At 73.2% G+C, this 26,276-nt stretch carries 26 protein-coding genes; 12 read left to right on the forward strand and 14 right to left on the reverse strand.

All coding sequences use genetic code 11. The features are described 5' to 3' along the window. Nucleotides 1-4: 4 nt before the first annotated feature. The 4 genes from AFM16_RS06415 to AFM16_RS06430 are packed head-to-tail and all read right to left on the reverse strand — an operon-like array spanning nt 5 to nt 4,134. Nucleotides 5-1,210, reverse strand: a complete 1,206-nt coding sequence (locus AFM16_RS06415) for a sensor histidine kinase (RefSeq protein ID WP_078632722.1) — start codon at nt 1,208-1,210, stop codon at nt 5-7. After that, a complete protein-coding gene (locus AFM16_RS06420; RefSeq protein ID WP_078632723.1) occupies nt 1,207-2,997 on the reverse strand; it encodes a sodium/solute symporter in 1,791 nt (596 codons plus the stop codon). Before AFM16_RS06420 ends, AFM16_RS06415 begins: the two co-directional genes overlap by 4 nt. Nucleotides 2,998-3,010: 13 nt before the next feature. Next, a complete protein-coding gene (locus AFM16_RS06425; RefSeq protein ID WP_030786225.1) occupies nt 3,011-3,382 on the reverse strand; it encodes a hypothetical protein in 372 nt (123 codons plus the stop codon). A 2-nt stretch (nt 3,383-3,384) separates the two neighbouring features. Then, on the reverse strand, nt 3,385-4,134 hold the full coding sequence (locus AFM16_RS06430) for a LytR/AlgR family response regulator transcription factor (RefSeq protein WP_030786223.1): 750 nt from the start codon (nt 4,132-4,134) through the stop codon (nt 3,385-3,387). 77 nt (nt 4,135-4,211) lie between these two features. Here AFM16_RS06430 and AFM16_RS06435 point away from each other — a divergent pair, with 77 nt between their 5' ends. The 6 genes from AFM16_RS06435 (at nt 4,212) to AFM16_RS06460 (ending at nt 12,096) form a co-directional block, all read left to right on the forward strand. After that, nucleotides 4,212-4,703, forward strand: coding sequence for an Lrp/AsnC family transcriptional regulator (locus AFM16_RS06435; RefSeq protein ID WP_030786220.1), 492 nt, complete (start codon nt 4,212-4,214; stop codon nt 4,701-4,703). Between the two features lie 124 nt (nt 4,704-4,827). Further along, complete coding sequence (ddaH, locus tag AFM16_RS06440) at nt 4,828-5,640, forward strand: dimethylargininase (RefSeq protein WP_030786218.1); 813 nt, start codon at nt 4,828-4,830, stop codon at nt 5,638-5,640. Then, nucleotides 5,637-6,863 (forward strand): ornithine--oxo-acid transaminase, encoded by a 1,227-nt coding sequence (rocD, locus tag AFM16_RS06445; protein WP_078632724.1) that lies wholly within the window; start codon nt 5,637-5,639, stop codon nt 6,861-6,863. The genes ddaH and rocD overlap by 4 nt, the downstream gene beginning before the upstream one ends. 122 nt (nt 6,864-6,985) lie before the next feature. After that, nucleotides 6,986-9,850, forward strand: coding sequence for a SpoIIE family protein phosphatase (locus AFM16_RS06450; RefSeq protein ID WP_078632725.1), 2,865 nt, complete (start codon nt 6,986-6,988; stop codon nt 9,848-9,850). 64 nt (nt 9,851-9,914) lie between these two features. Beyond that, a complete protein-coding gene (locus AFM16_RS06455; protein ID WP_078632726.1) occupies nt 9,915-11,204 on the forward strand; it encodes a PP2C family protein-serine/threonine phosphatase in 1,290 nt (429 codons plus the stop codon). A 166-nt stretch (nt 11,205-11,370) separates the two neighbouring features. Beyond that, on the forward strand, nt 11,371-12,096 hold the full coding sequence (locus AFM16_RS06460; protein ID WP_030795601.1) for a lysophospholipid acyltransferase family protein: 726 nt from the start codon (nt 11,371-11,373) through the stop codon (nt 12,094-12,096). Nucleotides 12,097-12,165: 69 nt separating this feature from the next. On the opposite strand, the gene AFM16_RS06465 is transcribed toward AFM16_RS06460, so the two are convergent. From AFM16_RS06465 to AFM16_RS06500, 8 genes are all read right to left on the reverse strand, one after another. Then, nucleotides 12,166-13,692: an alpha/beta hydrolase gene (locus AFM16_RS06465; RefSeq protein WP_078632727.1), complete on the reverse strand. Its 1,527-nt coding sequence runs from the start codon at nt 13,690-13,692 to the stop codon at nt 12,166-12,168. Between the two features lie 210 nt (nt 13,693-13,902). Next, on the reverse strand, nt 13,903-14,655 hold the full coding sequence (locus tag AFM16_RS06470) for an urease accessory protein UreD (protein WP_078632728.1): 753 nt from the start codon (nt 14,653-14,655) through the stop codon (nt 13,903-13,905). Between the two features lies 1 nt (nt 14,656). Further along, nucleotides 14,657-15,340, reverse strand: a complete 684-nt coding sequence (gene ureG / locus AFM16_RS06475) for an urease accessory protein UreG (protein ID WP_078632729.1) — start codon at nt 15,338-15,340, stop codon at nt 14,657-14,659. 79 nt (nt 15,341-15,419) lie between these two features. Then, nucleotides 15,420-16,094 (reverse strand): urease accessory protein UreF, encoded by a 675-nt coding sequence (locus tag AFM16_RS06480; RefSeq protein WP_078632730.1) that lies wholly within the window; start codon nt 16,092-16,094, stop codon nt 15,420-15,422. Between the two features lie 32 nt (nt 16,095-16,126). After that, nucleotides 16,127-17,848, reverse strand: coding sequence for an urease subunit alpha (locus AFM16_RS06485; protein WP_078632731.1), 1,722 nt, complete (start codon nt 17,846-17,848; stop codon nt 16,127-16,129). Then, nucleotides 17,841-18,152, reverse strand: a complete 312-nt coding sequence (locus tag AFM16_RS06490; RefSeq protein WP_078632732.1) for an urease subunit beta — start codon at nt 18,150-18,152, stop codon at nt 17,841-17,843. The genes AFM16_RS06485 and AFM16_RS06490 overlap by 8 nt, the downstream gene beginning before the upstream one ends. A gap of 14 nt (nt 18,153-18,166) precedes the next feature. After that, entirely contained in the window at nt 18,167-18,469 is a 303-nt protein-coding gene (locus AFM16_RS06495; RefSeq protein ID WP_028808600.1) for an urease subunit gamma, read from the reverse strand. Nucleotides 18,470-18,813: 344 nt separating this feature from the next. Beyond that, nucleotides 18,814-19,092, reverse strand: a complete 279-nt coding sequence (locus AFM16_RS06500) for a type II toxin-antitoxin system prevent-host-death family antitoxin (protein WP_078632733.1) — start codon at nt 19,090-19,092, stop codon at nt 18,814-18,816. A gap of 76 nt (nt 19,093-19,168) precedes the next feature. Between AFM16_RS06500 and AFM16_RS06505 the strand changes: the two genes are divergently transcribed. Next, a complete protein-coding gene (locus tag AFM16_RS06505; RefSeq protein ID WP_078632734.1) occupies nt 19,169-19,474 on the forward strand; it encodes a hypothetical protein in 306 nt (101 codons plus the stop codon). A 554-nt stretch (nt 19,475-20,028) separates the two neighbouring features. Next, a complete protein-coding gene (locus AFM16_RS06510) occupies nt 20,029-20,502 on the forward strand; it encodes a C40 family peptidase (protein WP_030795620.1) in 474 nt (157 codons plus the stop codon). Nucleotides 20,503-20,536: 34 nt separating this feature from the next. Here AFM16_RS06510 and AFM16_RS06515 read toward each other — a convergent pair whose 3' ends face one another. Beyond that, nucleotides 20,537-21,019, reverse strand: coding sequence for an ATP-binding protein (locus AFM16_RS06515; protein ID WP_051780934.1), 483 nt, complete (start codon nt 21,017-21,019; stop codon nt 20,537-20,539). Nucleotides 21,020-21,232: 213 nt separating this feature from the next. On the opposite strand from AFM16_RS06515, the gene AFM16_RS06520 reads away from it, so the two are divergent. Together AFM16_RS06520 and AFM16_RS06525 are read left to right on the forward strand one after the other, a co-directional pair. Next, complete coding sequence (locus AFM16_RS06520) at nt 21,233-22,096, forward strand: helix-turn-helix domain-containing protein (RefSeq protein WP_030795624.1); 864 nt, start codon at nt 21,233-21,235, stop codon at nt 22,094-22,096. Nucleotides 22,097-22,105: 9 nt separating this feature from the next. Then, a complete protein-coding gene (locus tag AFM16_RS06525) occupies nt 22,106-22,339 on the forward strand; it encodes a DUF397 domain-containing protein (protein ID WP_030795626.1) in 234 nt (77 codons plus the stop codon). A 74-nt stretch (nt 22,340-22,413) separates the two neighbouring features. Here AFM16_RS06525 and AFM16_RS06530 read toward each other — a convergent pair whose 3' ends face one another. Then, nucleotides 22,414-23,541 carry an 8-amino-7-oxononanoate synthase gene (locus AFM16_RS06530; RefSeq protein WP_078632735.1) on the reverse strand — a complete coding sequence of 376 codons (1,128 nt, stop codon included), beginning with the start codon at nt 23,539-23,541 and terminating at the stop codon, nt 22,414-22,416. A 186-nt stretch (nt 23,542-23,727) separates the two neighbouring features. Here AFM16_RS06530 and bioB point away from each other — a divergent pair, with 186 nt between their 5' ends. Together bioB and AFM16_RS06540 are read left to right on the forward strand one after the other, a co-directional pair. Beyond that, nucleotides 23,728-25,002 carry a biotin synthase BioB gene (gene bioB / locus AFM16_RS06535; RefSeq protein ID WP_078632736.1) on the forward strand — a complete coding sequence of 425 codons (1,275 nt, stop codon included), beginning with the start codon at nt 23,728-23,730 and terminating at the stop codon, nt 25,000-25,002. Next, entirely contained in the window at nt 24,995-26,275 is a 1,281-nt protein-coding gene (locus AFM16_RS06540; RefSeq protein WP_078632737.1) for an adenosylmethionine--8-amino-7-oxononanoate transaminase, read from the forward strand. The genes bioB and AFM16_RS06540 overlap by 8 nt, the downstream gene beginning before the upstream one ends. The last annotated feature ends 1 nt before the right edge of the window (nt 26,276 follow it).

Below are 26,276 nucleotides of genomic sequence, written 5' to 3' on the forward strand. Positions count from 1 at the left end.
CGCCTCACCCCGGGGTGAGGCGGGCCGCCGAGTGGACGCCCGGCTGGTACTTCGGCAGCCGGGCGGTGATCTTCATGCCCGCGCCCACGGCCGTCTCGATGACCAGGCCGTAGTCGTCGCCGTACACCTGACGCAGCCGGTCGTCCACGTTGGACAGGCCGATGCCGCCGGAGGGGCTGGCCTCGCCGGCCAGCAGGCCGCGCAGCAGGACGGGGTCCATGCCCGCGCCGTCGTCCTCGATGACGACCAGGGCCTCGGCGCCCGCGTCCTGGGCGGTGATCTGGATGTGGCAGGTGCCCGCCTTGCCCTCCAGACCGTGTTTGACGGCGTTCTCCACCAGCGGCTGGAGGCAGAGGAAGGGCAGCGCGACCGGGAGGACCTCCGGGGCGATCTGGAGGGTGACGGCGAGCCGGTCGCCGAAGCGGGCCCGCACCAGCGCCAGATAGTGGTCGATGGCGTGCAGTTCGTCGGCGAGGGTGGTGAAGTCGCCGTGCCGGCGGAACGAGTAGCGGGTGAAGTCGGCGAACTCCAGCAGCAGCTCGCGGGCGCGCTCGGGGTCGGTGCGCACGAAGGACGCGATCACCGCGAGCGAGTTGAAGATGAAGTGCGGGGAGATCTGGGCGCGCAGGGCCTTGATCTCGGCCTCGATCAGCCGGGTGCGGGACCGGTCGAGGTCGGCCAGCTCCAACTGGACGCTCACCCAGCGGGCCACCTCGCCCGCGGCGCGGACCAGGACGGCGGACTCGCGGGGCGCGCAGGCGACGAGCGCGCCGTGCACCCGGTCGTCGACGGTGAGCGGCGCGACCACCGCCCAGCGGGCCGGGCAGTCGGCGTGGTCGCAGTCGAGCGGGAACGCCTCGCCGCGGCCGCTGTCCAGGGGCCCTGCCAGCCGTTCCATGATCTCGGCGCGGTGGTGGGCGCCCACGCCGTCCCAGACCAGCACCCGCGTGCGGTCGGTGAGACAGAGCGCGTCCGTGCCGAGCAGCGTGCGCAGCCGTCGCGCGGACCGCCGGGCCGTCTCCTCGGTCAGCCCGGCCCGCAGCGGGGGCGCGGCGAGCGAGGCCGTGTGCAGGGTCTGAAAGGTGGCGTGCTCGACGGGCGTCCCGAGACCGCCCAGACTCTCGGGCCGCGCGGTCCTGCGCCCCAGCCAGAACCCGAGGGCGAGCACGGGCAGGATCGCTATGCAGACACCGGCGAGAAAGCCGCTCATGGGGTGGCCTCCCGGGGGTGGGGAGCGGTGGCCGGGGTTCTCGACGCCATGGCCTCCGTCGTCTTCGCCCCCGCCGCTCGCAGTTCCTCGGGGCCCAGTTCCTCGGGGAGGTGGAAGCGGGCCAGGATCGCCGCCGTGCCGGGCGGGACGCGGCTCGGGGTGGCCAGGGAGACCAGGATCATGGTGAGGAAGGCCAGGGGGACCGTCCACAGGGCCGGCCAGGCGAGGAGGGCGTGCAGGGTTCCGGTGACCGGCAGGCCCGCCATCGTGGCGGCGACGGCCAGGAAGGCGGAGCCGCCGCCCACCAGCATCCCGGCGGCCGCGGCGGGCGGGGTGAGGCGGCGCCACCAGATGCCGAGGACGAGCAGGGGGCAGAACGAGGACGCCGACACCGCGAAGGCCAGCCCCACCGCGTCGGCCACCGGCAGCCCGCCCACCAACAGGCCCGCGGCGAGCGGCACGGCCGTCGCGAGGCCGGTGCCCAGGCGGAAGTGCCGTACGCCGCGGGTCGGCAGCACGTCCTGGGCGAGGACGCCGGCCACGGCCATGGTCAGCCCGGACGCCGTGGACAGGAACGCGGCGAACGCCCCGCCGGCGACCAGCGCGCCCAGCAGATCCCCGCCGAGCCCGCCGATCACCCGGTCCGGCAGCAGCAGGACGGCGGCGTCGGCGTCGCCGGTCAGGGCCAGTTCGGGGGCGTAGAGACGGCCGAGGGCGCCGTAGACGGGCGGCAGCAGATAGAAGCCGCCGATCAGGGCGAGCACGGCGACGGTGGTGCGGCGGGCGGCGACGCCGTGCGGGCTGGTGTAGAAGCGGACGACGACGTGCGGCAGGCCCATCGTGCCGAGGAAGGTGGCGAGGATCAGCCCGTAGGTGGCGTACAGGGGGCGTTCCTCGCGGCCCGCGGCGAGCGAGGTGGACATGCCGCCGTTGCTGCCGCGTTCGGCGGCGGGGACCGCGGCGCCCGCCGGGAAGGTGAGCCGGGTGCCCCGGTCGACGCGGTGGGTGCCGGCGGACAGCCGCAGCACGGCGCCGTGGTGCGGGCGGCCGTCGACGGTGCCGTCCACGGTGACGGTGAGGGGGCTCGCCAGCCGCAGGTCGAGGGTGTCGTCGACGCGTACGGTCCGCTGCTCGCGGAAGGCGGCCGGTTCGTCGAAGGGCCGCCGGGGCGCGCCGTCGCCCTGCCAGGCCAGGACCAGGAAGAGGGCGGGCACGAGGAGCGCGGTGAGCTTGAGCCAGTACTGGAACGCCTGCACGAAGGTGATGGAGCGCATGCCGCCCGCCGCGACGGTCGCGGTGACGACGACGGCGACGATCAGCCCGCCCAGGTGGGAGGGCGCGCCGGTGAGGACGGTCAGGGTCAGTCCGGCGCCCTGGAGCTGCGGCAGCAGATAGAGCCAGCCGACGCCGACGACGAAGGTGCCGGCGAGCCGCCGTACCGCCTGGGAGGCGAGGCGGGCCTCGGCGAAGTCGGGGAGCGTGTAGGCGCCGGAGCGGCGCAGCGGGGCGGCGACGAACAGCAGCAGGACGAGATAGCCGGCGGTGTAGCCGACCGGGTACCAGAGCATGTCGGGGCCCTGGACGAGGACCAGGCCCGCGATGCCGAGGAAGGAGGCGGCGGAGAGGTACTCGCCGCTGATGGCGGCCGCGTTGAGGCGGGGGCCGACGGTGCGGGAGGCGACGTAGAAGTCGGAGGTGGTGCGGGAGATGCGCAGTCCGAAGGCGCCGACGAGGACGGTGGCCACCACGACCAGGGCGACGGCGGTGACGGTGTAGCCGGAGTTCATCGCGGTGCGGCCCTCACTTGTCCTCGACCAGCCGCACGAAGTCCCGTTCGTTGCGCTCGGCGCGGCGCACGTACCAGCGGGCGAGCAGGACGAGCGGCAGATAGAGGCCGAAGCCGAGGACGGCCCACTCGAGGCGGCGGGCGTCGGGCAGCGCGGCGAACAGCAGCGGCAGCGGGCCGACGAGCAGGGCGAGGACGGCGAACACGGTGAGGGCGGCGCGCAGTTGGGAGCGCATCAGGGAGCGGACGTAGGTGTGGCCGAGGGTGGTCTGCTCGTCGATCTCGGTGCGCGGCCGGTAGTAGCCGGAGGCGCGCAGGGTGCGGCGGGTCCGGCGGGGCGGTCCTGTGACGACGACGCGGCGCTCGGCGGGGTCCTGGCCGGGCACGGTCACGGCCTCCTCATCAGCAGGTCCCGCAGCTCGCGGGCGTGCCGTCGGCTGACCTGGAGTTCCTCGCCGCCGACCAGGACACTGACCGTGCCGGCGTCCAGGCGCAGTTCCCCTATGTGGCGCAGCGCGACCAGATGACGGCGGTGGATGCGGACGAAGCCGCGGGCGCGCCAGCGCTCCTCCAGGGTGGAGAGGGGGATGCGGACGAGGTGGCTGCCGCGGTCGGTGTGCAGCCGGGCGTAGTCGCCCTGGGCCTCGACGTGGGTGATGTCGTCGACGGTGACGAACCGGGTCACGCCGCCGAGTTCGACGGCCAGATGGTCGGGGTCGGGTTCGTGGACCGGGATCCGGGGGGCGGTGCCGCGCAGTTCGGCGGCGCGGCGCACGGCCTCGGCGAGGCGTTCCTTGCGGACGGGTTTGAGGACGTAGTCGACGGCCTTGAGGTCGAACGCCTGGACGGCGAAGTCCTCGTGAGCGGTGACGAACACGACCAGCGGCGGCCGGGCGAACCCGCCGAGCAGCCGGGCCAGGTCGAGGCCGTCGAGTCCGGGCATCTGGATGTCGAGGAAGACGACGTCCACGGCGTCGGGCCCGTCCGGCCCCCCGGCCAGCGCCCGGTTGATCCGGCGCAGCGCCTCGGTCGCGTCCCCCGCGCCCTGCACACTCCCGATCCGCGGATCGGCACGCAGGAGGTACAGCAACTCCTCCAGCGAGGGGCGTTCGTCGTCGACGGCGAGGGCGCGCAGCATGAAGGTGGAGTGTAGGGGCGATCCGCGCGCCTGGACATGTCCCCGGTGTGGACGTACGCGCTGGATACAGTGCCCGCATGAGCAGCGCGCCCGCCCCCTTCGACGAGCTCGACCGGAAGATCATCACCGCTCTGATGGCGAACGCCAGGACGAGTTTCGCCGAGATCGGCACGGCGATCGGACTGTCGGCGACGGCGGTGAAGCGCCGGGTGGACCGGTTGCGGGAGACCGGGGTGATCACCGGGTTCACGGCCACGGTGCGGCCCTCGGCGCTGGGGTGGCGCACGGAGGCGTACGTGGAGGTGTACTGCGAGGGCGCCGCGCCCCCCAGACGGCTGGCGGAGGTGGTGCGCAACCATCCGGAGATCACCGCGGCGATGACGGTGACGGGCGGCGCTGACGCGCTGCTGCACGTGCGGGCGCGGGACGTGGAGCACTTCGAGGAGGTGCTGGAGCGGATCCGGGTGGAGCCGTTCATCCGCAAGACGATCAGTGTGATGGTGCTGTCCCATCTGCTGCCGGAGAGTCCGGAGGCGGGCGCCACCCAGCACGCACCGGACGTGCGCTGAGCAGGCCGAAGACGCAGCATTCCTGCGCGGACACGCAACCGTTGTCGCTTGTCGGGCGTGGCCGTCGCTTCTTACCGTGGTGTCACCCCTCAGTCGACACCGTTGGAAGCGGAGGAACACCTCTGTGTCCCTGACCCGTGTGCGGCGCCCCCGGCGCTTTCTCGTCTGCGAACCCAGACACTTCGCCGTGCGGTACGCGATCAACCCCTGGATGCATCCCGACACCCCCGTGGACGTCGATCTCGCCCAGGAGCAGTGGCGGTCGCTGATCCACGCCTACCGGGCCCACGGGCATACGGTGGAGAGCGTGGAACCGGCTCCCGACCTGCCCGACATGGTCTTCGCCGCGAACTCGGCGGTCGTCGTCGGCGGCCGGGTCTTCGGCTCGCTGTTCCACGCCCCCGAGCGCCGCCCGGAGTCCGTGCACTACGACACCTGGTTCAAGACCGCCGGGTACGAGGTGTACCGGCCCGAGTCGGTCTGCGAGGGCGAGGGCGACCTGGTGTGGACCGGCCGCTATCTGCTGGCCGGCACCGGGTTCCGCACCACCCGGGAGGCGCACCGCGAGGTGCAGGAGTTCTTCGGCCGTCCGGTGATCAGCCTGACGCTGGTGGACCCGCACTTCTACCACCTGGACACCGCCCTGTTCGTCCTCGACGACGACAACGTGGCGTACTACCCGGAGGCGTTCTCCCCGGGCAGCCGCGAGGTGCTCGCCGGACTGTTCCCGGACGCGGTGCTCGCCACCCGGGAGGACGCGCTGGCGTTCGGGCTGAACTCCGTCTCCGACGGCCGGCACGTCTTCATCGCGCCGCAGGCCGAGGCGCTCGCCGCCCGGCTCGGCGAGCACGGCTACCTTCCCGTCCCCGTCGACCTGTCCGAGCTGCACAAGGCCGGCGGCGGCATCAAGTGCTGCACCCAGGAGATCCGCTCATGACCGCGCCCGCACCCACCCGCAGTTCCGGCGACCTGATCCGCGCCGAGGAGCCGGTCCTCGCCCACAACTACCACCCGCTGCCCGTGGTCGTCGCGCGCGCCGAGGGCGCGTGGGTCGAGGACGTCGAGGGCCGCCGCTACCTGGACATGCTGGCGGGCTACTCGGCCCTCAACTTCGGGCACCGGCACCCGCTGCTGACCGAGGCGGCGCACCGCCAGCTCGACCGGCTCACGCTGACCTCGCGCGCCTTCCACAACGACCGCCTCGCGGAGTTCGCGGAGCGGCTCGCCGCGCTGACCGGCCTGGACATGGTGCTGCCGATGAACACCGGCGCCGAGGCGGTGGAGAGTGCCATCAAGGTGGCCCGCAAGTGGGCCTACGACGTGAAGGGCGTCCCCGCCGACCGGGCGACGATCGTGGTGGCGGCGGAGAACTTCCACGGCCGTACGACGACGATCGTGAGCTTCTCCACGGACGAGACGGCGCGGGCCGGCTTCGGCCCGTTCACGCCGGGCTTCCGGATCGTGCCGTACAACGACCTGGCCGCGCTGGAGGCGGCGGTCGACGAGACGACGGCGGCGGTGCTGATCGAGCCGATCCAGGGCGAGGCCGGTGTCGTCATCCCCGACGACGGCTATCTGACCGGGGTGCGGGAGCTGACCCGCCGCGCGAACTGCCTCTTCATCGCGGACGAGATCCAGTCGGGGCTCGGGCGGACCGGGCGGACGCTGGCCGTGGAGCACGAGGGCGTCGTCCCGGACGTGGTGCTGCTGGGCAAGGCGCTGGGCGGCGGGATCGTGCCGGTGTCGGCGGTGGTGGCGCGCCGCGAGGTGCTGTCGGTGCTGCGGCCGGGCGAGCACGGCTCGACGTTCGGCGGGAACCCGCTGGCGGCGGCGGTCGGCACGGCGGTGGTGGAGCTGCTGGAGACCGGTGAGTTCCAGCGGCGGGCGGCCGAGCTGGGCACGGTCCTGCGGGACGGTCTGGCCGAGCTGGTCGGCCACGGCGTGGCGGGCTTCCGGGCGCGCGGGCTGTGGGCGGGCGTCGACGTCGACCCGGCGCTGGGCACCGGCCGTGAGGTCAGCGAGCGGCTGATGCGCGAGGGCGTCCTGGTGAAGGACACCCACGGCTCGACGATCCGGCTGGCGCCGCCGCTGACCGTCACCGAGGAGGAACTGCGCTCGGCGCTGGGCTCGTTGCGGAAGGTCCTGACCTCGGGGGCCTGAGCGGGTGGTCCCCCGGCCGGTGCGCGGTCGGGGGCTCCCGGGTGGCTCGGCCGCCGCCCTGCGGGCAGGGTGAGGAGTGGGTCAGGAGGTGGTGACCACTCTCAGCGACAGAGAGGTCGGCCGTGGGCACACACGACGAGGGCGAGGTTTCCCGTCGGCGGTTCGACGTGGCGGACGCCGCGCCCCTGCTGCTGGACGCCCGGGGGGCGGTGACGAGCTGGACCCGGCGCGCCGAGGAACTGCTCGGGTACGGGGCCGCCGAGGCGGTGGGCCGGGGTCTGGAGCGGCTGCTGACCGAGGCGGACGCGCTGCGGGCGCCGGAGGTCCTGGAGCGGGCCCGTCGGGAGGGCGGCTGGGCGGGGCTGCTGTGGGCGCGCCGCGAGGACGGCCGGGCGGTGCCGGTGATGGCCCGGATCACGCCGGCCGCCGAGCCGGGCGGGGTGTCGCGGTGGCTGCTGCTGCTCAGCGAGGTGGGTGAGGACGCCCCCGGCTGGAACATGAGCCGTTCGATGCTGGAGCAGATGCTCGGCGGTTCCCCGATCGGTATCGCGATCGTCGACACGGATCTGCGGTTCGTGTGGTCGAACGCGGCGCTGGCCCGGTTCGGCGGCGGCCCGCCCCGGGACCGGCTGGGGCTGCGCCTCGCGGACGTCCAGCCGGGTCTGGACTCGGAGGCGATCGAGGCCCAGATGCGGCGGGTGCTGGCGACCGGTGAGACCGTCGTCGGGTACGAGCATCTGGGGCATCTGCGCAGCGCGCCGCACCGCGAGACGGCGCACATGATGTCGTTCACCCGGCTCGACGACGACCGGGGCCGTCCGACGGGGGTCTACTACACGGTCGTCGACATCACCGACCGGCACCGGGCCCGGCAGCGGCTCGCCCTGCTGGACCGGGCGGGGCGGCGGATCGGGCGCACCCTGGACATCGTGCGCACCGCCCAGGAACTGGCCGATGTGACGGTCCCGGGCTTCGCGGACGCGGTGACGGTGGATCTGCTGGAGCCGGTGCTGCGGGGCGCGGAGCCGACGGCGGACGGTATGCCCGCGGAGGGGGTCTCGTTGCGCCGGGCGGGGCTGCGGACGGCGCAGTGGTGGGGTGACGCGCCGGACGCCTCTCCGGTGGACGCGGGCGATCTGCTGTCCGCCTCGGCGGGCGGCGGGGGCCGGCTCACCGGCTCCCCCGCGGTGAGCTATCCGCTCGGTTCTCCCCCGGCCCGCTGTCTGGTCACCGGGCGGCCGTGGCGGGGCGAGCGGGCCGAAGGGCCCGGTGAGGCGTGGACGCGCGCGCTGCCGTCGGCGGGCGGGGCGGCGAGCGTGCTGATCGTGCCGGTGCGGGCGCGCGGGGCGGTGCTGGGGGTCACGACGTTTCTGCGGCGGCGCGGGCGGGAGCCGTTCGGCGAGGACGATCTGGCGCTGGCCGAGGATCTGGTGTCGCGGGCGGCCGTCTGTGTGGACAACGCCCGCCGCTACACGCGCGAGAGGGCGGCGGCGCTGGTGCTCCAGCGCAATCTGCTGCCCCACCGGCTGCCCGAGCAGGACGCGGTGGAGGCGTCCGCCTGCTACCGGCCGGCCGACGAACTCACCGGCCTGGGCGGCGACTGGTACGACCTCATCCCGCTGTCGGCGGCCCGGGTGGCGCTCGTCGTGGGCGAGGTGCCCGGGTTCGGCATCGACGCGGCGGCGGCCATGGGCCGGGTGCGGACCGCGGTGCGCACGCTGGCGGCGCTGGATCTGCCGCCGGAGGAAGTGCTGGCGCATCTCGACGACCTGGTGGCCCGGATGGCCGCCGAGGAGGACCCGGCGTCCGACGGTCCCGACGGCGCGCAGGCGGTGGGGGCCGGGTGCCTGTACGTCGTCTACGACCCGGTCGGCGGACGCTGCGTGATGGCGGCGGCCGGGCATCCCGCGCCGGCCGTCGTGCTGCCCGACGGAAGTGTCACGTTCGTCGAGCTCCCCCAGGGACCCCCGCTGGGCGCGGGCGGAATGCCGTTCGAGGCGGCCGAGGTGATCCTGCCGGAGGGCAGCGTACTGGCACTCCACACGGACGGCCTGCTGGCCAAGGCCACGGAGGGGACCGGGGGCGCCTCGGTGGCCGGGGGCACCTGGGAGGCCACGCACGCCGGGGAGGGCGAGGGCACCGGGGAGGGCGGGGGCGCCGGGGAGGGCGAGGGCACCGGGGAGGGCGAGGGCACTGGGAGGACCGCGGACGCGGAGAAGGCCGGGCACGCCGGGGAGGCCACAGGGGCCGAGCGGGCTGCGGACGCCGGGGGCGTGACGGCCACGGGCACCGGGGACGCCAGGGGGGCCGAGCACGCCGGGAAGGCCGGGGAAGCCAGGAAGGCCCCAGAGGCCGCGCAGGCGGTGGACGCCGAGGGTGCGGAGACGGCCACAGACGCCGGAGACGCCGGCCAGGCCGAGAAGGTCGGGAGCATGGGCCGTACGGCGTCCACGCCGGCCGGCGAGCGGGAGCGGTTGCGGCGGGCCCTGGAGCACCGGGCGGCCACCCTCGATCTGCGCTGTCAGGCCGTGATCGACGCGCTGGTGCCGGACCGTCCGTACGACGACGTGGCGCTGCTGATGGCCCGGACCCGGCGGCTGCCGCCGGACCGGTTGGCGGAGTGGGAGCTGCCGGCGGATCCGGCGGCGGTCGCGGAGGCGCGCAGGACGGCGAACCGGCGGCTGGCGGAATGGGGTCTTGAAGAGCTGTCGTTCACCACCGAGCTGGTCGTCAGCGAGCTGGTCACCAACGCCATCCGGTACGCGGCGGGCCCGATCCGGCTGCGGCTGATCCGGGAGCGCGCCCTGACCTGCGAGGTGTTCGACGGCGCGGCGACCGCGCCGCACCCCCGGCATCCGCGCGCCACCGACGAGGGCGGCCGCGGACTGCTGCTGGTCTCCCAGCTCAGCAGGCGCTGGGGCACCCGGTTTCTGCCCGAGGGCAAGGTCATCTGGTCCGAGCAGCCGCTCACGGACCCCGGCGTGTGACGCACGGGCCGTCTGTCACATGCCATGGGAAAATGACCTAGGACCGGCGGATGGGGCACGAGCCATGAACGACGCGGCGATCGACTACGCGAGAGTCTTCCAGGCGCTGCCCGGCATGGTCGCGCTGCTGACGCCGGGCCTGGTGTTCGCCGACGCCAACGAGGAGTATCTGCGGGTCGCGGGCCGCACACGCGAACAGGTGGTCGGACAGCATCTGTTCGAGGTCTTCCCGGACAACCCCAACGACCCGGACGCCAGCGGCATCCGCAATCTGGCGGCCTCGCTGCACCGGGTGGTCGCCACGGGCGAGCGGGACGCGATGGCCCTCCAGCGCTACGACGTCGAGAGCCCCGACGGCTCCGGCGAGTGGGAGGAGCGGTACTGGAGCCCGGTCAACGTGCCGGTGCTCGGGCCCGACGGAGCGGTGGTGCTGCTGGTGCACCGCGTCGAGGAGGTCACCGAGCTGATCCGGGCCCGCGGCACGCGCGGCGCAACCGGTGGGTCCGGCACGTCCGGCACGTCCAGCGCCTCCGGCGGGCAACGGCCGGGCACCCGGGGCCGGATCCTGGAGGCCGAGCTGTACACGCGCGCCCGGGAGCTCCAGGAGGTCAACGAACGGCTGCGGCTGGCGCACGCGCGCGAGCGGGAGGTGGCGCTGGCGCTCCAGGAGGCGATGCTGCCCGCCCGCCGGGAGTTCCTCGGCGACCGACGGGTGGCCGTGCGCTACCGGCCGGCGGTGGGCGCGCTGAACGTGTGCGGGGACTGGTACGACCTGGTGAAGCTGGTCGGCGGCCACCGCCTCGGGGTGTCGGTCGGTGACGTCGTGGGGCACGGGCTGGGCGCGGCCGGGGTGATGGGCCAGTTGCGCAGCGCGCTCAGCGCCACCTCCCGGGTGGCGGAGGGTCCGGCCGAGGCGCTGAACGTCCTCGGCCGGTACGCGCATGTGGTGGACGGTGCCGAGTCGGCGACCGCGGTGACCACGTTCATCGACTTCGACCGCCGCACCATCACCTACAGCAGCGCCGGGCATCCGCCGCCGGTGCTCGTGCACGCCGACGGCCGGGTGGAGTTCCTGGACCGGGCCACCGATCCGCCGCTCGACGCCCGCCCCGATCCGATGCCGCGGCCGCAGGCGTGCGTCCCCTTCGCGGACGGCGCCACCCTCGCGCTCTACACGGACGGTCTGGTGGAGCGCCGGCACGAGGACATCGACACCGGGCTCAACCGGCTCGCCGACGCGCTCGCCCGGCACCGCGCCGACGACCCCGAGCCCCTCGCCGACGCCGTCCTGCTGGAACTGCTGCCGCCGGGCGGTGCGACGGACGACACGGCGCTGGTGGTGGTACGGCTGTGACGGCCCGTCAGGTGGCGTGTCAGGTGGTGTGCCAGGGGGCGGGGAGCCGCTCCCGCACCGGTTCCGGGCGCCGCGGCCTGCGCCTACACTGGCAGCCCACATCACACCCGTTGACCTGCTGGAACACGGCGACGGCAGCGGTCCGCCCGGCTGAGGAGCGATCCCCTTGTTCTACTACCTCCTGAAATACGTGGTGCTGGGACCGCTGCTCAAACTGACCTTCCGTCCGCGGATATCCGGCCTGGAGCACATCCCGGAGTCGGGCGCGGCCATCGTGGCGGGCAATCATCTGTCGTTCGCGGACCACTTCCTGATGCCGGCGGTCCTCAAACGGCGCATCACCTTCCTGGCCAAGGCCGAGTACTTCACCGGCCCCGGTCTCAAGGGACGGCTGACGGCGGCCTTCTTCCGCAGCGCCGGGCAGATCCCGGTGGACCGCTCGGGCAAGGAGGCGGGCCAGGCCGCGATCCGCGAGGGCCTCGGCGTGCTGTCCAAGGGCGAACTGCTCGGCATCTACCCGGAGGGCACCCGCTCGCACGACGGCCGTCTGTACAAGGGCAAGGTCGGGGTGGCGGTGATGGCGCTGCGGGCCGGGGTGCCGGTGGTCCCCTGCGCGATGATCGGCACCTTCGAGGCGCAGCCGCCCGGCAAGGTCCTGCCGACCCCGCACCCGGTGACCATCCGCTTCGGCGAGCCCCTCGACTTCTCCCGCTACGCGGGCATGGAGGGCGAGAAGGCGATCCTGCGCGCGATCACGGACGAGATCATGTACGCGATCCTGTCGCTGTCGGAGCAGGAGTACGTCGACCGGTACGCGGCGGTCGTGAAGGCGGAGGAGACCGCCGCCAAGGCGGAGCGGCAGCGCAAGTTCCCCAGACTGCCGCGCCGTTGACGGTACGTCACATACGCGAGGGGCGGCCGGAGTCGATCCGGCCGCCCCTCGTCGTACGGGTGGCGCGTGTTACGGCTTCGGCGTGGCGTGCGGGGCGCAGGTCACGTCCCGGGCGTCCAGCTTGCCGGTGAGCAGGTAGGCGTCGACCCGGTCGTTGACACAGGGGTTGACCAGGCCGGTGACACCGTGCGAACCGGCGTCCTTCTCGGTGATCAGACGCGAGCCCTTGAAGCGCTTGTGCAGGGCGACGGCACCCTCGTACGGGGTCGCCGCGTCGTGCTCGGACTGCACGATGAGCACACCGGGCAGGCCCTTCTTCGTCTTCACGTCCACCGGGGTCTGCTGCTTGACCGGCCAGGTGGCGCAGGGCAGGTTCATCCAGGCGTTGGCCCAGGTCATGAACGGGTGGTCCTTGTGGAGCCGGGTGTTGTCCCGGTTCCAGGTCCGCCAACTGGTGGGCCACTTGGCGTCGGTGCACTCGACGGCCGTGTAGACGGCGTTGCCGTTCTCGGCGGAGGCGTTGCCCGCGAGGTCGCTCATGTCGGGCGCGGCCGCGTCGATCAGCGCCTGGGTGTCGCCGGCGACGTACTTGCTGAACACCGTCGCCACCGGGATCCACGAGGAGTCGTAGTACGGGGCGCTCTGGAAGAAGGAGATCAGCTCGGCGGGGCCGACGACGCCGCCGAGGGGGCTCTTCTTCGCGGTCGCGCGCAGGTCCAGCCACTTGGCCTGGACGGCGGCGCGGGTGGTGCCGAGGTGGAAGGTCGCGTCATTGGCGGCGACCCAGTCCTGCCAGTCCTTCCAGCGGCCCTCGAAGGCGACGTCCTGGTCCAGGTTGGCCTGGTACCAGATCTTCTCGCGCGACGGGTTGACGACGCTGTCCACGACCATCCGGCGGACGTGGCCCGGGAACAGGGTGCCGTAGACCGCGCCGATGTAGGTGCCGTAGGAGACGCCCAGGTAGTTGAGCTTCTTCTCGCCGAGGGCGGCCCGGATGACGTCCAGGTCGCGCACGGTGTTCGGCGTGGTCATGTACGGCAGCATCTCGCCGCTGCGCTCGTAGCAGCCGTCGGCGTACTCGCGGGCCAGCTTGATCTGGGCGAGCTTGTCGGCCTCGGTGTCCGGCACCGGGTCGGCCTTGGGCGCCTTCACGAACTCCTGCGGGTCCATGCAGGAGATGGGCGCGGAGTGGCCGACGCCGCGCGGGTCGAAGCCCACGAAGTCGTACGCCTTGGCGGTCTTGGCCCACAGCGGGGCCTTGGTGGTGACCCGGCGCGGGAAGCGCAGACCCGAGCCGCCGGGGCCGCCGGGGTTGTAGATGAGGGCGCCCTGGCGCTCCTTCTTGGTGCCGGTGTTGCCGATGCGGTCCACGGCGATCTTGATCTGCTTGCCGTGGGGCCGGGCGTAGTCGAGCGGCACGGTGACATAGCCGCACTGGATCGGCTTCTCGAGTCCCCAGTCGGCGGGACAGTCCTGCCAGTCGATGCCCGCCTTGGCGGCGCGTTCCGCGGCGATGGCGGCGCCGCGCATCTCCCGGTCCTGGCCCGCACCGCCGCTGGTCGCGCTGGCGGTGGGTGCCACCACGGCACCGGCCATCAGGGTTGCGGCGACGAGTGCGCCTGCCGTCCCGAGCGCAGCGGTGCGCGCGTTCGGTCGTATGTCCCTCAAGTGGGATCTCCCCCTAGCTAGTGACGACACGTTAGGGGGATCCTTGCTGCTGTGAGGCGCCTGAGAACAGGTGTGGTTGACCTTCTTTGCCAATCCGATAACCGGATAGTGAAGTACCGCTCACCGAAAGTTGTCGGTTCAATCAAGGGTGGAGAGCGCCTCGTCGAGCACCCGCCGCAGCAGCCGCCCGTCCGGGGCGACGGCGCTCACCAGCGCGGCGGGCCCCGCCAGCGGCATCACGGCGGCGTGGGCGCCGAGCATCCGCGCGGCCACCGGACGCTCCGTGAACTCCGGCCGTACGACGAGCAGTTGCCCCACCGCGCGGTGTCCCGCGAGCACGGCGGGGCCGTCCCAGCCGCCGGGCGCGCCGGGACCGCAGGACAGTTCCTGGTCGAGCACGGTCCTGCCCCCGATCCGCAGGACCAGCCGGCTGCCGAGCCGCCCCGGCTCCTCCCCCGCCCGCCCGAGCACCTGCTCCTCGCGCAGCACCAGCCGGGCGCCTGGCGCGAGGTCGGCGCGCGTGGTGACGTACAGTTCGCTGCCCTTCGCGGAGATCAACGGCTCGGGCAGCCACCGCAGTTCACCGCCGTCGGCGACGCTGAGGCGGACCGCGTAGTGCGCCTCGTCCTTGAGCTGTCCCGGCAGGGCGATGGTGGCGGCGGCCGAGCCGACGCGCAGCCGGGCGCCGCCCTCCACCTCGGCCTCGACGGCGAAGCGGTCCCCGCCGAGCGGCCCGCTCATCGCCCCGACGAGCACGACCCGCGCCTCTTCGGCCGTGCCCCGGGTGCGCCGCGGCGCCAGCGGTCCCTCGCCGTCGAGGACGGGCAGGGCGGTGCCGCCCCGGCCGTCCGCGCACGCCCGGATCCGCGCGGTGGCGTGCACCCCGCTCATCTCACGCCGTCCAGTCGGCGAGCCGCGCCCGCACCCAGGCGGCGACGTCGCGCACCCCGTCCTCGGCGCGCAACGACTGGAAGACGACGGGCAGTTCGGCGCGCTGGGCCTTGGCGTCGGCGGCCATCCGGGCGAGGTCGGAGCCGACGTACGGCGCGAGGTCGGTCTTGTTGACGACCAGCAGATCGGCGGTGGTGACACCGGGCCCGCCCTTGCGCGGGATGTCGTCGCCGCCGGCCACGTCGATCACGAAGATCTGCGCGTCCACGAGCCCCTTGGAGAAGGTGGCGGTCAGATTGTCCCCACCGGACTCCACGAGCACGAGGTCGAGCGGTCCGACGGCGTCCTCCAGGTCCTCCACGGCTTCGAGGTTGGCGGAGATGTCGTCGCGGATCGCGGTGTGCGGGCAGGCGCCGGTCTCCACGGCCGTGATCCGCTCGGGCGGCAGCACGGCCTCCCGCAGCAGGAACTCGGCGTCCTCGCGGGTGTAGATGTCGTTGGTCACGACGGCGAGGGAGAGTTCGTCCCGCAGGGTGCGGCAGAGCGCGGCGACGGTGGCGGTCTTGCCCGAGCCGACCGGGCCGCCGAGCCCGATCCGCAGCGCCCGCCGGGTGCCGTCGCCCCGGTGGGCGTCGGCGCCGACCGCGGCCGGGCCGTCGTGGGAGTGGGAGTGGTCGAGATGCATGGGGCGGCTCCTTGTAGGGGAAGGGGGCGGAGGGGTGCGGGCCCGCCAGGAGTTGGAAGTGGGCGGGGCTGCGGGCCCGCTAGGAGGCGAACAGGCGTACCGGCCAGGCCGCGTGTGCCTCGGCGCCGATCTCCAGCAGCGGGGCGGACGCGGACGGCAGGGCGTCGGTGCCGTCGGAGCACACGGCGTGTCCCGCCGCCACGGCCCGGTCGACCACCCGGTCCAGCTCCGGGGCCAGCCGGGCCAGGACGGCCGTCGCCTCGAACGGGTCGAGGCTGAGCAGCCGCACCACGGCCGTCGCCGGACCGCTCACGCTCTCGTAGACCGCGCAGTACGCCGCGTCCGCCGGACCCAGCCCCGCCGCCCGCGCGGTCAGGCCGAGCACCACCGGCTGGTGGGCGCCCTTGGGGAACGCGCGTACCAGGGCGTCGAGTTCGGGGCTCGGCCAGGTCGCGCGGGCGGCCCGCGCCAGTTGCCGCCCCAGCTTCCGCGCGGCCAGCCGCAGCGCGGGGGACGGGGTGCGGGCGTCGGCCGCCGCGTCCAGCTTTGCCGGGTCGGCCCCGGCGGCGGCCGCCGCGGCGAGCGCCGCCGCCACCAGCCCGGCCGTGTGCAGCCGGCCCCGGCAGAACGCCTCCAGGCCGGCCGCGCCGGTGATCCGGCCGGCCTTGACGGCCTCCTCGGCCCCGCCGGAGTGCGCGTGCCCTCCGGCGGGGAACCGGCCGTCGGCCAGGACCAGAAGCGCGGCCCTCGTCATACCGGTGTCCTTCCGGGTGCTGTCAGAACGGTTCAGAACAGGAAGTAGCGCTGGGCCATGGGCAGTTCGGCGGCCGGAGTCGCCTCGACCAGTTCGCCGTCGATGCGCACGGCGAAGCTGTCGGGGTCGATCTCGACCCGCGGCCGGGCGTCGTTCTCCCGCATGTCCGCCTTGGTCACCGCACGGGTCGACTCGATGGCGACGAACCGCTTGCCGAGCTGGAGGCGCTCGGGCAGCCCGTCCTCGACGGCGAGGGGCGCCACGAAGTTGACCGAGTTGGACGCGGGGGCCCGTCCGATCGCCCCGTACATCGGGCGCGGCAGGATCGGCTGAGGGGTCGGGATGGAGGCATTGGCATCACCCATCTGGGCGTACGCGATCTGACCGCCCTTGAGGACGAGATGCGGTTTGACGCCGAAGAAGGCCGGCTCCCACAGCACGAGGTCGGCGAGCTTGCCGCTCTCGACGGAGCCGATCTCGCGGGCCAGGCCCTGGGCCAGCGCCGGGTTGATCGTGTATTTGGCGACATAGCGACGGACGCGGTGGTTGTCGGCGCGACCGTCCCCCGGGAGCGGGCCGCGCCGCCCCTTCATGACGTGCGCCGTCTGCCAGGTCCGCAGGATCACCTCGCCGACCCGGCCCATGGCCTGGGAGTCGGAGGAGATGATCGAGATGGCGCCGAGGTCGTGGAGGATGTCCTCCGCGCCGATGGTGGAGGGCCGGATGCGGGACTCGGCGAAGGCCAGGTCCTCCGGGACCGCCGGATTGAGGTGGTGGCACACCATCAGCATGTCGAGGTGTTCCTCGGCGGTGTTGACGGTGTACGGGCGGGTCGGATTGGTCGAGCTGGGCAGCACATGGGGCTGGGAGACGACGGTCATGATGTCCGGCGCGTGCCCGCCGCCCGCGCCCTCGGTGTGGTACGCGTGGATGCCGCGTCCGGCGATCGCGGCGAGCGTGTCGCCCACGAAACCGGCCTCGTTCAGGGTGTCCGTGTGGATGGCGACCTGGATGCCGGTGCGGTCGGCGACCGTGAGGGAGGCGTCGATGACGGCCGGGGTCGACCCCCAGTCCTCGTGCAGCTTCAGACCGAGCGCGCCGCCCCTGATCTGGGACAGCATCGCCTCCTGGGAGACGGTGTTGCCCTTGCCGAGGAAGCCGATGTTCAGCGGGTACTGCTCCATCGCCTCCAGCATCCGGGCGAGATGCCAGGGGCCGGGGGTGACGGTGGTGGCCTTGGAGCCCTCGGCGGGTCCGGTGCCGCCGCCGACCAGGGTGGTGACGCCGGAGGCGAGCGCCTCGTCGGCGATCTGCGGGCAGATGAAGTGCACGTGCGCGTCGACCGCGCCGGCCGTCAGGATCCGTCCGTTGCCCGCGATGACCTCGGTCTCCGGGCCGAGGACCAGGTCCGGGTGGACGCCGTCCATGGTGTCGGGGTTGCCCGCCTTGCCGAGCGCGGTGATCCGCCCGTCGCGGATGCCGACGTCGGCCTTGACGACACCCCAGTGGTCGACGACCACCGCGCCGGTGATGACGGTGTCGGGGGTGCCCTCCGCGCGGGTGGCGCGGGCCTGGCCCATGGACTCCCGGATGACCTTGCCGCCGCCGAAGACGGCCTCGTCACCGGCGAGACCCGGACCGCCGGAACGATCCTCCTCGATCTCGACCAGCAGATCGGTGTCGGCCAGCCGGATCCGGTCCCCGGTGGTCGGGCCGAACAGGTCGGCGTACGCGGCACGCGAGATCTCAGGCATCGAGGGCACCTCCGGTCTCCCCACGCAGTCCGGGCACGACCCGGGCCCCGGCGAGCGGTACGAGTTCGACGTCGACGGGGATCCCGGGCTCGAAGCGGACGGCGGTGCCGGCGGCGACGTTCAGCCGTCTGCCGTGCGCGGCGGCGCGGTCGAACTCCAGTCCGGGGTTGGCCTCGGCGAAGTGGTAGTGGGAGCCGACCTGGACGGGCCGGTCGGCGGCGTTGAGGACGGTGAGCCGGGTGACCTCGCGGCCCTCGTTGAAGACGATCGGGTCCTCGGCGAACAGGAACTCTCCGGGAATCATCGCGGCCTCCCGGGTCAGACGATCGGGTCGTGGACGGTGACGAGTTTCGTCCCGTCGGGAAAGGTCGCCTCGACCTGGACGTCGTGGATCATCTCCGGGATGCCCTCCATGACGTCGTCGCGGGTGAGCAGCTTGCGCCCGGAGGACATCAGCTCGGCGACGGTACGGCCGTCCCGGGCGCCCTCCAGGATGTGCGAGGTGATCAGCGCGACGGCCTCGGGGTGGTTGAGCCGCAGCCCGCGCGCCCGGCGCTTCTCGGCGACGTCGGCCGCGACATGGATCAGCAGCCTCTCCTGCTCGTGCGGGGTCAGTTGCACGTCCCACCTCACTCCCTCGCTCCGGACCGTGCGGGGCCCGGCGACCGCGGCCACGAGGAAAACCCCTGGTGGCGTGGATGGGCAGGCTAGTTGGACCGCATTTCACCCACGTAAACCGAACGGATCTCCCCCACCCGTCGTCCCGGCCCCGCGCCGGGCCCCTGCCCCCGGACCCCCGACGGCACCGACGGGCGGCCCCGTGGCCCCCCGCTCCGAGCCGCTCGACCGCACCCCGCCCGCCACGGCACCGGCGGTCCCCCGCCCACCGCCACGGACCGTATACGGCGCCGTGAGGCCCACAGGGCGGCCCACGAGCCCCGACGCCGGTCGGTGCCCCCCAAGAGCTACGAAGGGTTCGCGCGCCGGTGTTCGGCCGTGAGAGTGAAGCGTTCGTGTTCGCGGGGCAGGGGCGCGACCTCGTGGGCGGCGGAGAGCGCGGCGACCGCTCGCTCCTCCGCCGGCGCGTCCAGGGCGTCCAGGCGTTCCAGGTCGGCCGCGGAGACCAGGGCGATCAACGGCTTGCCGTGGCGGGTGACGACCACTCGTTCGCCGGCGTACACCACGCGGTTGATCAGGTCGGCGAGTTCAGCCCTGGCTTGTGTCACCGGAATCTCGTAGGCCATGGCCCCAGTCTAACGTGACGTACGTCCTGTACATTTTTTACGGACGCACCGTCACCGATGGAGGGGGGACGCCGGGATGGTTCCCGAGCTGCCGCCGCTGCCCGCGCTGACCCGGGCCGAGGCCGAGCTGATCGACCGTTATCTCGACGTCGTCGACCAGCTCGGCCGGATCAACCCCGCGCACCACGGGGACACGTACCGCGGACTGCGGGCCGCCCAGGCGCTGGTGGCCCGCGCGGCCGAGCTGCGGGACGCGCTGACGCTCATGCACCAGCGCGGCGAGAGCGAGATGCACGCGCCCACGCTCGCGCGGGCGCTGCGCGTCCTGGACGGGGAGCGCCGTACCGCGCGGGTCACGCTGCCGCCGCGCTCGGACAGTTGACGGGGGACCGTACGGACCGGTCCGTCCGCGCCCCGGACGCGACGCGCGGGCGGGACACGAAACGCACCAGACGGGTTACCCCCGTACGGCGTATTCGCACCTCCGGTCGAGAGCCCGTCGCACTTGCGCACGCGCCCCTCCCCGAGGGCGGAAGAGAGGGTTCCGGCGCAGGTCCGGGGCCCTTTGGCGCCCTTGACACCTGATACGGCATCAGGGTGTCCACCCGAACGGGTGAGTGGTGAGTAACCCCACAAATCCCCGATTCCATTGGGATTTTCGGACATCCGTGAGTCAAGATCCCTGTCTGACGACAAGCCCCCGCCACAAGCGGCGGGGCGGTCCGGGCGGACGCCGAGTCCTGCCGCCGCCCGGATGACCGGTCGACAGGAGTGCATCGGCAGGAGTGGAGGACCCAAGCACGACGGGTCGCCGGGACGGTCACGCCATGACCGGGCCGAGCAGCCCTTGGGGTGAAGCCGCAACCGCGGCCGGGCAACTTCGCCAGCCCGAATCCGACAGGTCATCCTTCACAGGCGGCTGACGAAGGGTTGCGCATGACTGCGCTGAATCGTGTCCCGTCGCTCATGGCCCGGGCCGGCACGGCCTCGGCTTTCGCCATCGCCGCCGTCGGCGGTTCGATCGTGGTGCCGGGTGTCGCATCGGACGCCGCGGCCGCCACACCGGCGACGAAGGCGCTCCAGATCGCCGCGTCGAAGAAGGGTGCTCCCTACAAGTACGGCGCCACCGGGCCGAAGCGGTTCGACTGCTCCGGGCTGACGCAGTATTCGTACAAGAAGGCGGGCAAGAAGCTGCCGCGTACGGCCGCCCAGCAGTACAACAAGACGCGCCACATCTCGGCGTCCGGCCGCAAGGCCGGTGACCTCGTGTTCTTCCACTCGGGGTCGAGCGTCTACCACGTGGGCATCTACGCGGGTAAGGGCAAGATCTGGCACTCCCCCAAGACGGGGGACGTGGTGAAGCTCCAGAAGATCTGGACCAAGAGCGTCTGGTACGGGCGGGTGCGCTGAGTCGCGGGGTGGTGCCGGCGTCCCTGAGGCGCCGTCACCGCCCCGGGCTCTCGCCCTCCAGGGGGGCGGCCACCGCCACGCCCGCGACCGGCTCCGGCCGGATCTGCCACGGGAGGTGGACGGTGACCGTCTTGCCGCCCTCGCGCGTGGGGCGCACCCCGAGCTTTCCGCCGCACTCGGCGGTCAGCCAGCGAATGATCACCATGCCTCGGCCGTTGTCCTGCTGGACGGCGGCCGGCAGTCGTCTGGGGAAGCGCGGATGGCTGTCGGTGACCCCGATGCGCAGTTCCTCGTCACGCCCGAGCGCCAGGTCCACCGTGAAGGTGGGTGACTGGCCGAACGTGTGCTGTACGGCGTTGGTGGCGAGTTCGGAGACGATGAGCCGGATGGTGTCGGCGGCCTCCGAGTCGGCCGGCAGGCCCCATTCCCCGAGGGTGTCGGCCACGAAGCCGCGGGCCGTGGAGACCGAGGCGGGATCGCTCGGCAGAGTGACGGATGCTTCCAGATGGTCTGCCATGGCGACGTCGTCCCTTTCCCACGGGACCGGGGACCCGACACGGTGCGGATGGTTCGAGTACGGTCCCGGACTGGTGCTTCGTCGCCAGACTGCCACCAGCGGACCGGTCACGGGGGCGATCCACCAAGATATGCATATATCTGTCGCCCGATGCGGTGAACTCTGCCGGGGCGGACCGTGCGGGGGCGTCCCGTGCGGAGTAAGGAGGAGCCCATGCAGCACGGTCCCGCGGTGCGCCGCCGGAAACTGGGCGCCGAACTGCGCACCCTGCGCACCCGGGCGGGCCTCACCAGCGGCGAGGCGGCCCGGCTCGTGGGCTGGCACCAGTCGAAGGTGAGCCGTATCGAGACGGGCACCAGCGGTGCGAAACCGGCCGATGTGCGGTTACTGCTCGACGCCTACGGCGTGACCGATCCCCGGCTGCGGGAACTGATGCTCGCCCTGGCCGGCGCGGACGGCGGCGAGGGGGAGCGCGACCACTGGTGGCACGCCTACCGCGGCATCCTGCCGCCCGCCTACCGGGACTTCATCAGCCTGGAGTCGCAGGCCACCGCGATGCGCACCCTGGAGACGACGGTGGTGCCGGGCCTGCTCCAGACCCCCGGGTACGCCCGCGCGGTCACCCGCGCCGCCGTGGAGGGCGTCGACGAGGCCCAGCTCGACCGGCTGGTGGAGGTACGGCTGGCCCGGCAGGACGTCCTGCACGGAAGCCCGCCGATGGGGCTGAGCGCGGTGCTGGACGAGGCGGTGCTGCGGCGTCAGGTGGGCGGCCGCGAGGTGATGGCGGAGCAGCTCCACCGGCTGGTGGAGGCGGCGCGCCTGCCCCATGTGCGGCTCCAGGTACTGCCGTTCGCCGCCGGAGCGCACATCGGCGTCACCGGACCTTTCGTCATCTTCTCGTTTTCGAGCGCTTCCGATCTGGATGTGGTTGTTCTCGACCACTTGACGAGTAGCCTCTATCTCGAACGGAAAGAAGACCTCGAGGCGTACACGGAAGCCTTCAACGCCCTCCGGGCGCACGCGCTTTCGCCCGAGGACACCCTCCAACACCTCTCCGCGCTGGCCCACGGCGCGTAAGGAGGCACCATGACGGCACTGCCCCGGAACGTCCCCTGTCACACCGACCCCGGCCACCTGCCCGGGGTGCGCTGGCTGCGCAGCAGCTACAGCACCGGAGCCAACAACTGCGTCGAGACCGCCCGGCCGGCCGCGGGGCCATGGGCCGGACTGCTCGCCGTACGCGACTCCAAGGACCCGGCCGGGCCCGCCCTGCTCTTCTCCCCCGAGAGCTGGTCGGGTTTCACCGCCGCGTTCCGCTGACCGACCCCTCACCGACCGCCCTTGTGACCGACCCCAGGTCCGTCACCGGCGACGCACGGCCGTGTCACGCCGACTCATGGCCGCGTCTCGTCGATCACCCGTACAGCGCGTTCCAGCTCGGCCCCGGAGAGGTCCGCGCGGGCCGTCAGCCTGAGGCGTGAGACGCCGTCGGGCACGGAGGGCGGACGGAAGCAGCCCACGGCCAGTCCGGCCGAACGGCAGTCCGCCGCCCACCGTACGGCCTTCTCCGGGGACGGGGCGCGCACGGAGACCACCGCGGCGTCCGGCCGCACCGCCTCCAGGCCCGCCGCCGTCAGCCGGGCGTACAGCTCGTCCGCCACCGCACGCGCGCGTGCCGCCCGCTCCGGCTCGCGGCGCAGCAGCCGCAGCGCGGCGAGGGCCGCGCCGGCCGCCGCCGGGGCGAGACCGGTGTCGAAGATGAACGTCCGGGCCGCGTTGACCAGATGGTCGATTACGCGCGCGGGCCCGAGCACGGCGCCGCCCTGGCTGCCCAGCGACTTGGAGAGCGTGACCGTGACGACCACGTCCTCGGCGCCCGCCAGCCCCACCGCGTACGGGGCGCCCCGGCCGCCGTCGCCGAGGACGCCGAGGCCGTGCGCGTCGTCGACGACCAGTCCGGCCCCGTGCGCCCGGCAGGCGGCCGCGAGGGCGGCCAGCGGGGCGGCGTCGCCGTCGACCGAGAAGACCGTGTCGGAGACCGCCACGGCGGGTCCGTCGTGGGTGCCGAGCGCCTTGCGCACGGCGTCGGGGTCGGCGTGCGCCACCACCTGGGTGGTGCCCCGGGCCAGCCGGCAGCCGTCGATGAGGGAGGCGTGGTTGCCCGCGTCGGAGACGATCAGTGAACCGTGCGGGGCGAGCGCGGTGACCGCGGCGAGGTTGGCCGCGTACCCGGAGGAGAAGACCAGCGCGGCCTCGACACCGCAGAAGTCCGCGAGTTCCCGCTCCAGTTCGCCGTGGAGTTCGGTGGTGCCGGTGACCAGGCGCGAGCCGGTCGCGCCGCCGCCCCAGGTCCGGGCGGCGGCCGCGGCGCCCTCGGTGACCTCCGGGTGGCGGGCGAGGCCGAGGTAGTCGTTGCTGGCGAGATCGAGCAGCGGCGACTCGGCCGGCCGCGGCCGCAGGGTCCGTACGAGGCCCGCCCGGCGGCGCAGTTCCGCCTGCTCGTCGATCCAGCCGAACGCCATGGCTCCTCCGGGGCTTTCGTCGATCCGGGGCTCATACGGATCGATCCAGGGCTTTTGTAGATAGCGGACAGACACTAGTCGCAGCGACCGCTACCCACGGTGTGGCAATACCCACACCTCGAACGGGGTGTGTTGTGTGATCCCTACCTTGGCCCGAGGCGGGTCCGTAGGACAGGATCGGCTCTCATGGACCTGCTGAACACGCTGGTGGACAAGGGGCTTCGGCGCGAGCTGCCGACCCGCGAGGAAGCCCTGGCCGTCCTCGCCACTTCCGACGACGACGTGCTGGACGTGGTGGCCGCGGCCGGGAAGGTGCGCCGCCACTGGTTCGGGCGACGGGTGAAACTGAACTACCTCATCAACATGAAGTCGGGGCTGTGCCCCGAGGACTGCTCCTACTGCTCCCAGCGGCTCGGCTCCACCGCCGGGATCCTCAAGTACACCTGGCTGAAGCCGGACGAGGCGTCCGAGGCCGCGGCGGCGGGGCTCGCCGGGGGCGCCAAGCGGGTGTGCCTGGTGGCGTCCGGGCGCGGCCCGACGGACCGGGACGTGGACCGGGTCTCGGCGACCATCAAGACCATCAAGGACCAGAACGAGGGCGTCGAGGTGTGCGCCTGCCTCGGCCTGCTCTCCGAGGGCCAGGCCGAGCGGCTGCGCGAGGCGGGCGCGGACGCCTACAACCACAACCTGAACACCTCCGAGGCGACCTACGGGGACATCACGACCACCCACACGTACGCCGATCGGGTGGACACGGTGCGCAAGGCGCACGCGGCGGGGCTCTCGGCGTGCTCCGGTCTGATCGCCGGTATGGGCGAGTCGGACGAGGACCTGGTGGACGTGGTCTTCTCGCTGCGCGAGCTGGACCCGGACTCGGTGCCGGTCAACTTCCTCATCCCGTTCGAGGGCACCCCGCTGGCCAAGGAGTGGAACCTCACCCCGCAGCGCTGTCTGCGCATCCTGGCGATGGTCCGGTTCGTCTGCCCGGACATCGAGGTCCGGATCGCGGGCGGCCGCGAGGTCCATCTGCGCACGCTCCAGCCGCTCGCCCTGCACCTGGCCAACTCGATCTTCCTCGGCGACTACCTCACCAGTGAGGGCCAGGCGGGCAAGGCCGACCTGGAGATGATCGCGGACGCCGGGTTCGAGGTGGAGGGCACGGGCGAGGTGACCCTGCCGGAGCACCGGGCGGCGAGGGCCGGGGGCGGCGGGTGCGGGTCACACGCGGAGGCCGGCGGGTGCGGTGGTTCCGCTGGGTGCGGGTCGCACGACGAGGGCGGTGCGTGCGGATCGCACGGGGGCGGTGGTGTGTGCGGGTCCGTGCCGGCCGCGGCCCCTGCTCCCGACAAGGCAGCCGCCGCCGTCGCCACGGCTGCGGAGCCCGTCGTCGGCGAGGCGCGTCCCGACCTGGTCGCCGTACGCCGTCGGGGCACCGGAACGGACCTCGCGCCCAATGCCTGAACTGCCCGTCACCGAGCTGCTGGAGCTGGACCGGCGGCATGTGTGGCATCCCTACGGTCCGATGCCGGGCCGGGCCGAACCGCTCGTCGTGGAGTCGGCGAGCGGGGTCCGGCTCCGCCTCGCGGACGGCTCGGGCGAGCTGGTCGACGGCATGTCGTCCTGGTGGTCGGCGATCCACGGCTACAACCACCCGGTGCTCAACGAGGCCGCGCGCGAGCAGCTCGGCCGGATGAGCCATGTGATGTTCGGCGGGCTCACCCACGAGCCCGCCGTACGGCTGGCGAAGCACCTTGTCGACATGTCGCCCGAGGGTCTTGAGCATGTGTTCCTCGCCGACTCGGGGTCCGTGTCGGTCGAGGTCGCGGTGAAGATGTGCCTCCAGTACTGGCGTTCGCTCGGCCGTCCGGCCAAGCGGCGGCTGCTGACCTGGCGGGGCGGCTACCACGGCGACACCTGGCAGCCGATGTCGGTGTGCGACCCGGACGGCGGGATGCACGACCTGTGGACCGGGGTGCTGCCGCGCCAGGTCTTCGTGGACGCGCCGCCCACGGAGTACGACGAGGAGTACGCCGAGCTGCTGCGGTCCGCGATCGAGCGGCACGCCGACGAACTGGCCGCGGTGATCGTGGAGCCGGTGGTGCAGGGCGCGGGCGGGATGCGGTTCCACTCCCCCGGGTATCTGCGGGTGCTGCGCGAGGCGTGCGACGCGCACGACGTCCTGCTGGTGTTCGACGAGATCGCGACCGGGTTCGGCCGTACGGGCGCGCTGTTCGCGGCGGGGCACGCGGCGGTGACGCCGGATGTGATGTGCCTCGGCAAGGCGCTGACCGGCGGCTATCTGACGATGGCGGCGACGCTGTGCACCACGCGGGTGGCCGACGGGATCTCGCGGGGCGAGGTGCCGGTGCTGGCGCACGGCCCGACGTTCATGGGCAATCCGCTGGCGGCGGCCGTCGCCTGCGCCTCGGTCGAACTGCTGCTCGGCCAGGACTGGCTCGCGGAGGTCAAGCGGATCGAGTCGGGCCTGCGGGAGGGGCTGGCGCCGGCCGCCGACCTGCCCGGGGTGCGCGACGTCCGGGTCCTGGGCGCGATCGGCGTCGTCCAGCTCGACCACGAGGTGGACATGCGGGCCGCCACGGCGGCGGCCGTACGGGAGGGCGTGTGGCTGCGCCCCTTCCGCGACCTGGTGTACACGATGCCGCCGTACGTCACCGGTGACGTCGATGTGGCCCGGATCGCGCGCGCGGTGTGCGCGGCCGCGCGGGAGGGATGAC

The sequence above is a fragment of the Streptomyces antibioticus genome (assembly GCF_002019855.1).
Lineage (GTDB): Bacteria > Actinomycetota > Actinomycetes > Streptomycetales > Streptomycetaceae > Streptomyces > Streptomyces antibioticus_B.

Excerpts from the sequence above, each read along its gene's own strand:
- AFM16_RS06520 (WP_030795624.1), top strand. The coding sequence starts at position 21,233 with ATGCAGCACGGTCCCGCGGTGCGCCGCCGGAAACTGGGCGCCGAACTG.
- AFM16_RS06525 (WP_030795626.1), top strand. The coding sequence starts at position 22,106 with ATGACGGCACTGCCCCGGAACGTCCCCTGTCACACCGACCCCGGCCAC.
- AFM16_RS06470 (WP_078632728.1), bottom strand. The coding sequence starts at position 14,655 with ATGAGCGGGGTGCACGCCACCGCGCGGATCCGGGCGTGCGCGGACGGC.
- AFM16_RS06485 (WP_078632731.1), bottom strand. The coding sequence starts at position 17,848 with ATGCCTGAGATCTCGCGTGCCGCGTACGCCGACCTGTTCGGCCCGACC.
- AFM16_RS06415 (WP_078632722.1), bottom strand. The coding sequence starts at position 1,210 with ATGAGCGGCTTTCTCGCCGGTGTCTGCATAGCGATCCTGCCCGTGCTC.
- AFM16_RS06430 (WP_030786223.1), bottom strand. The coding sequence starts at position 4,134 with ATGCTGCGCGCCCTCGCCGTCGACGACGAACGCCCCTCGCTGGAGGAG.
- AFM16_RS06420 (WP_078632723.1), bottom strand. The coding sequence starts at position 2,997 with ATGAACTCCGGCTACACCGTCACCGCCGTCGCCCTGGTCGTGGTGGCC.
- AFM16_RS06500 (WP_078632733.1), bottom strand. The coding sequence starts at position 19,092 with ATGGCCTACGAGATTCCGGTGACACAAGCCAGGGCTGAACTCGCCGAC.
- AFM16_RS06510 (WP_030795620.1), top strand. The coding sequence starts at position 20,029 with ATGACTGCGCTGAATCGTGTCCCGTCGCTCATGGCCCGGGCCGGCACG.
- rocD (WP_078632724.1), top strand. The coding sequence starts at position 5,637 with ATGACCGCGCCCGCACCCACCCGCAGTTCCGGCGACCTGATCCGCGCC.
- AFM16_RS06465 (WP_078632727.1), bottom strand. The coding sequence starts at position 13,692 with ATGGCCGGTGCCGTGGTGGCACCCACCGCCAGCGCGACCAGCGGCGGT.
- AFM16_RS06435 (WP_030786220.1), top strand. The coding sequence starts at position 4,212 with ATGAGCAGCGCGCCCGCCCCCTTCGACGAGCTCGACCGGAAGATCATC.
- AFM16_RS06455 (WP_078632726.1), top strand. The coding sequence starts at position 9,915 with ATGAACGACGCGGCGATCGACTACGCGAGAGTCTTCCAGGCGCTGCCC.
- AFM16_RS06515 (WP_051780934.1), bottom strand. The coding sequence starts at position 21,019 with ATGGCAGACCATCTGGAAGCATCCGTCACTCTGCCGAGCGATCCCGCC.
- AFM16_RS06480 (WP_078632730.1), bottom strand. The coding sequence starts at position 16,094 with ATGACGAGGGCCGCGCTTCTGGTCCTGGCCGACGGCCGGTTCCCCGCC.
- ureG (WP_078632729.1), bottom strand. The coding sequence starts at position 15,340 with ATGCATCTCGACCACTCCCACTCCCACGACGGCCCGGCCGCGGTCGGC.
- AFM16_RS06490 (WP_078632732.1), bottom strand. The coding sequence starts at position 18,152 with ATGATTCCCGGAGAGTTCCTGTTCGCCGAGGACCCGATCGTCTTCAAC.
- bioB (WP_078632736.1), top strand. The coding sequence starts at position 23,728 with ATGGACCTGCTGAACACGCTGGTGGACAAGGGGCTTCGGCGCGAGCTG.
- AFM16_RS06540 (WP_078632737.1), top strand. The coding sequence starts at position 24,995 with ATGCCTGAACTGCCCGTCACCGAGCTGCTGGAGCTGGACCGGCGGCAT.
- AFM16_RS06505 (WP_078632734.1), top strand. The coding sequence starts at position 19,169 with ATGGTTCCCGAGCTGCCGCCGCTGCCCGCGCTGACCCGGGCCGAGGCC.
- AFM16_RS06530 (WP_078632735.1), bottom strand. The coding sequence starts at position 23,541 with ATGGCGTTCGGCTGGATCGACGAGCAGGCGGAACTGCGCCGCCGGGCG.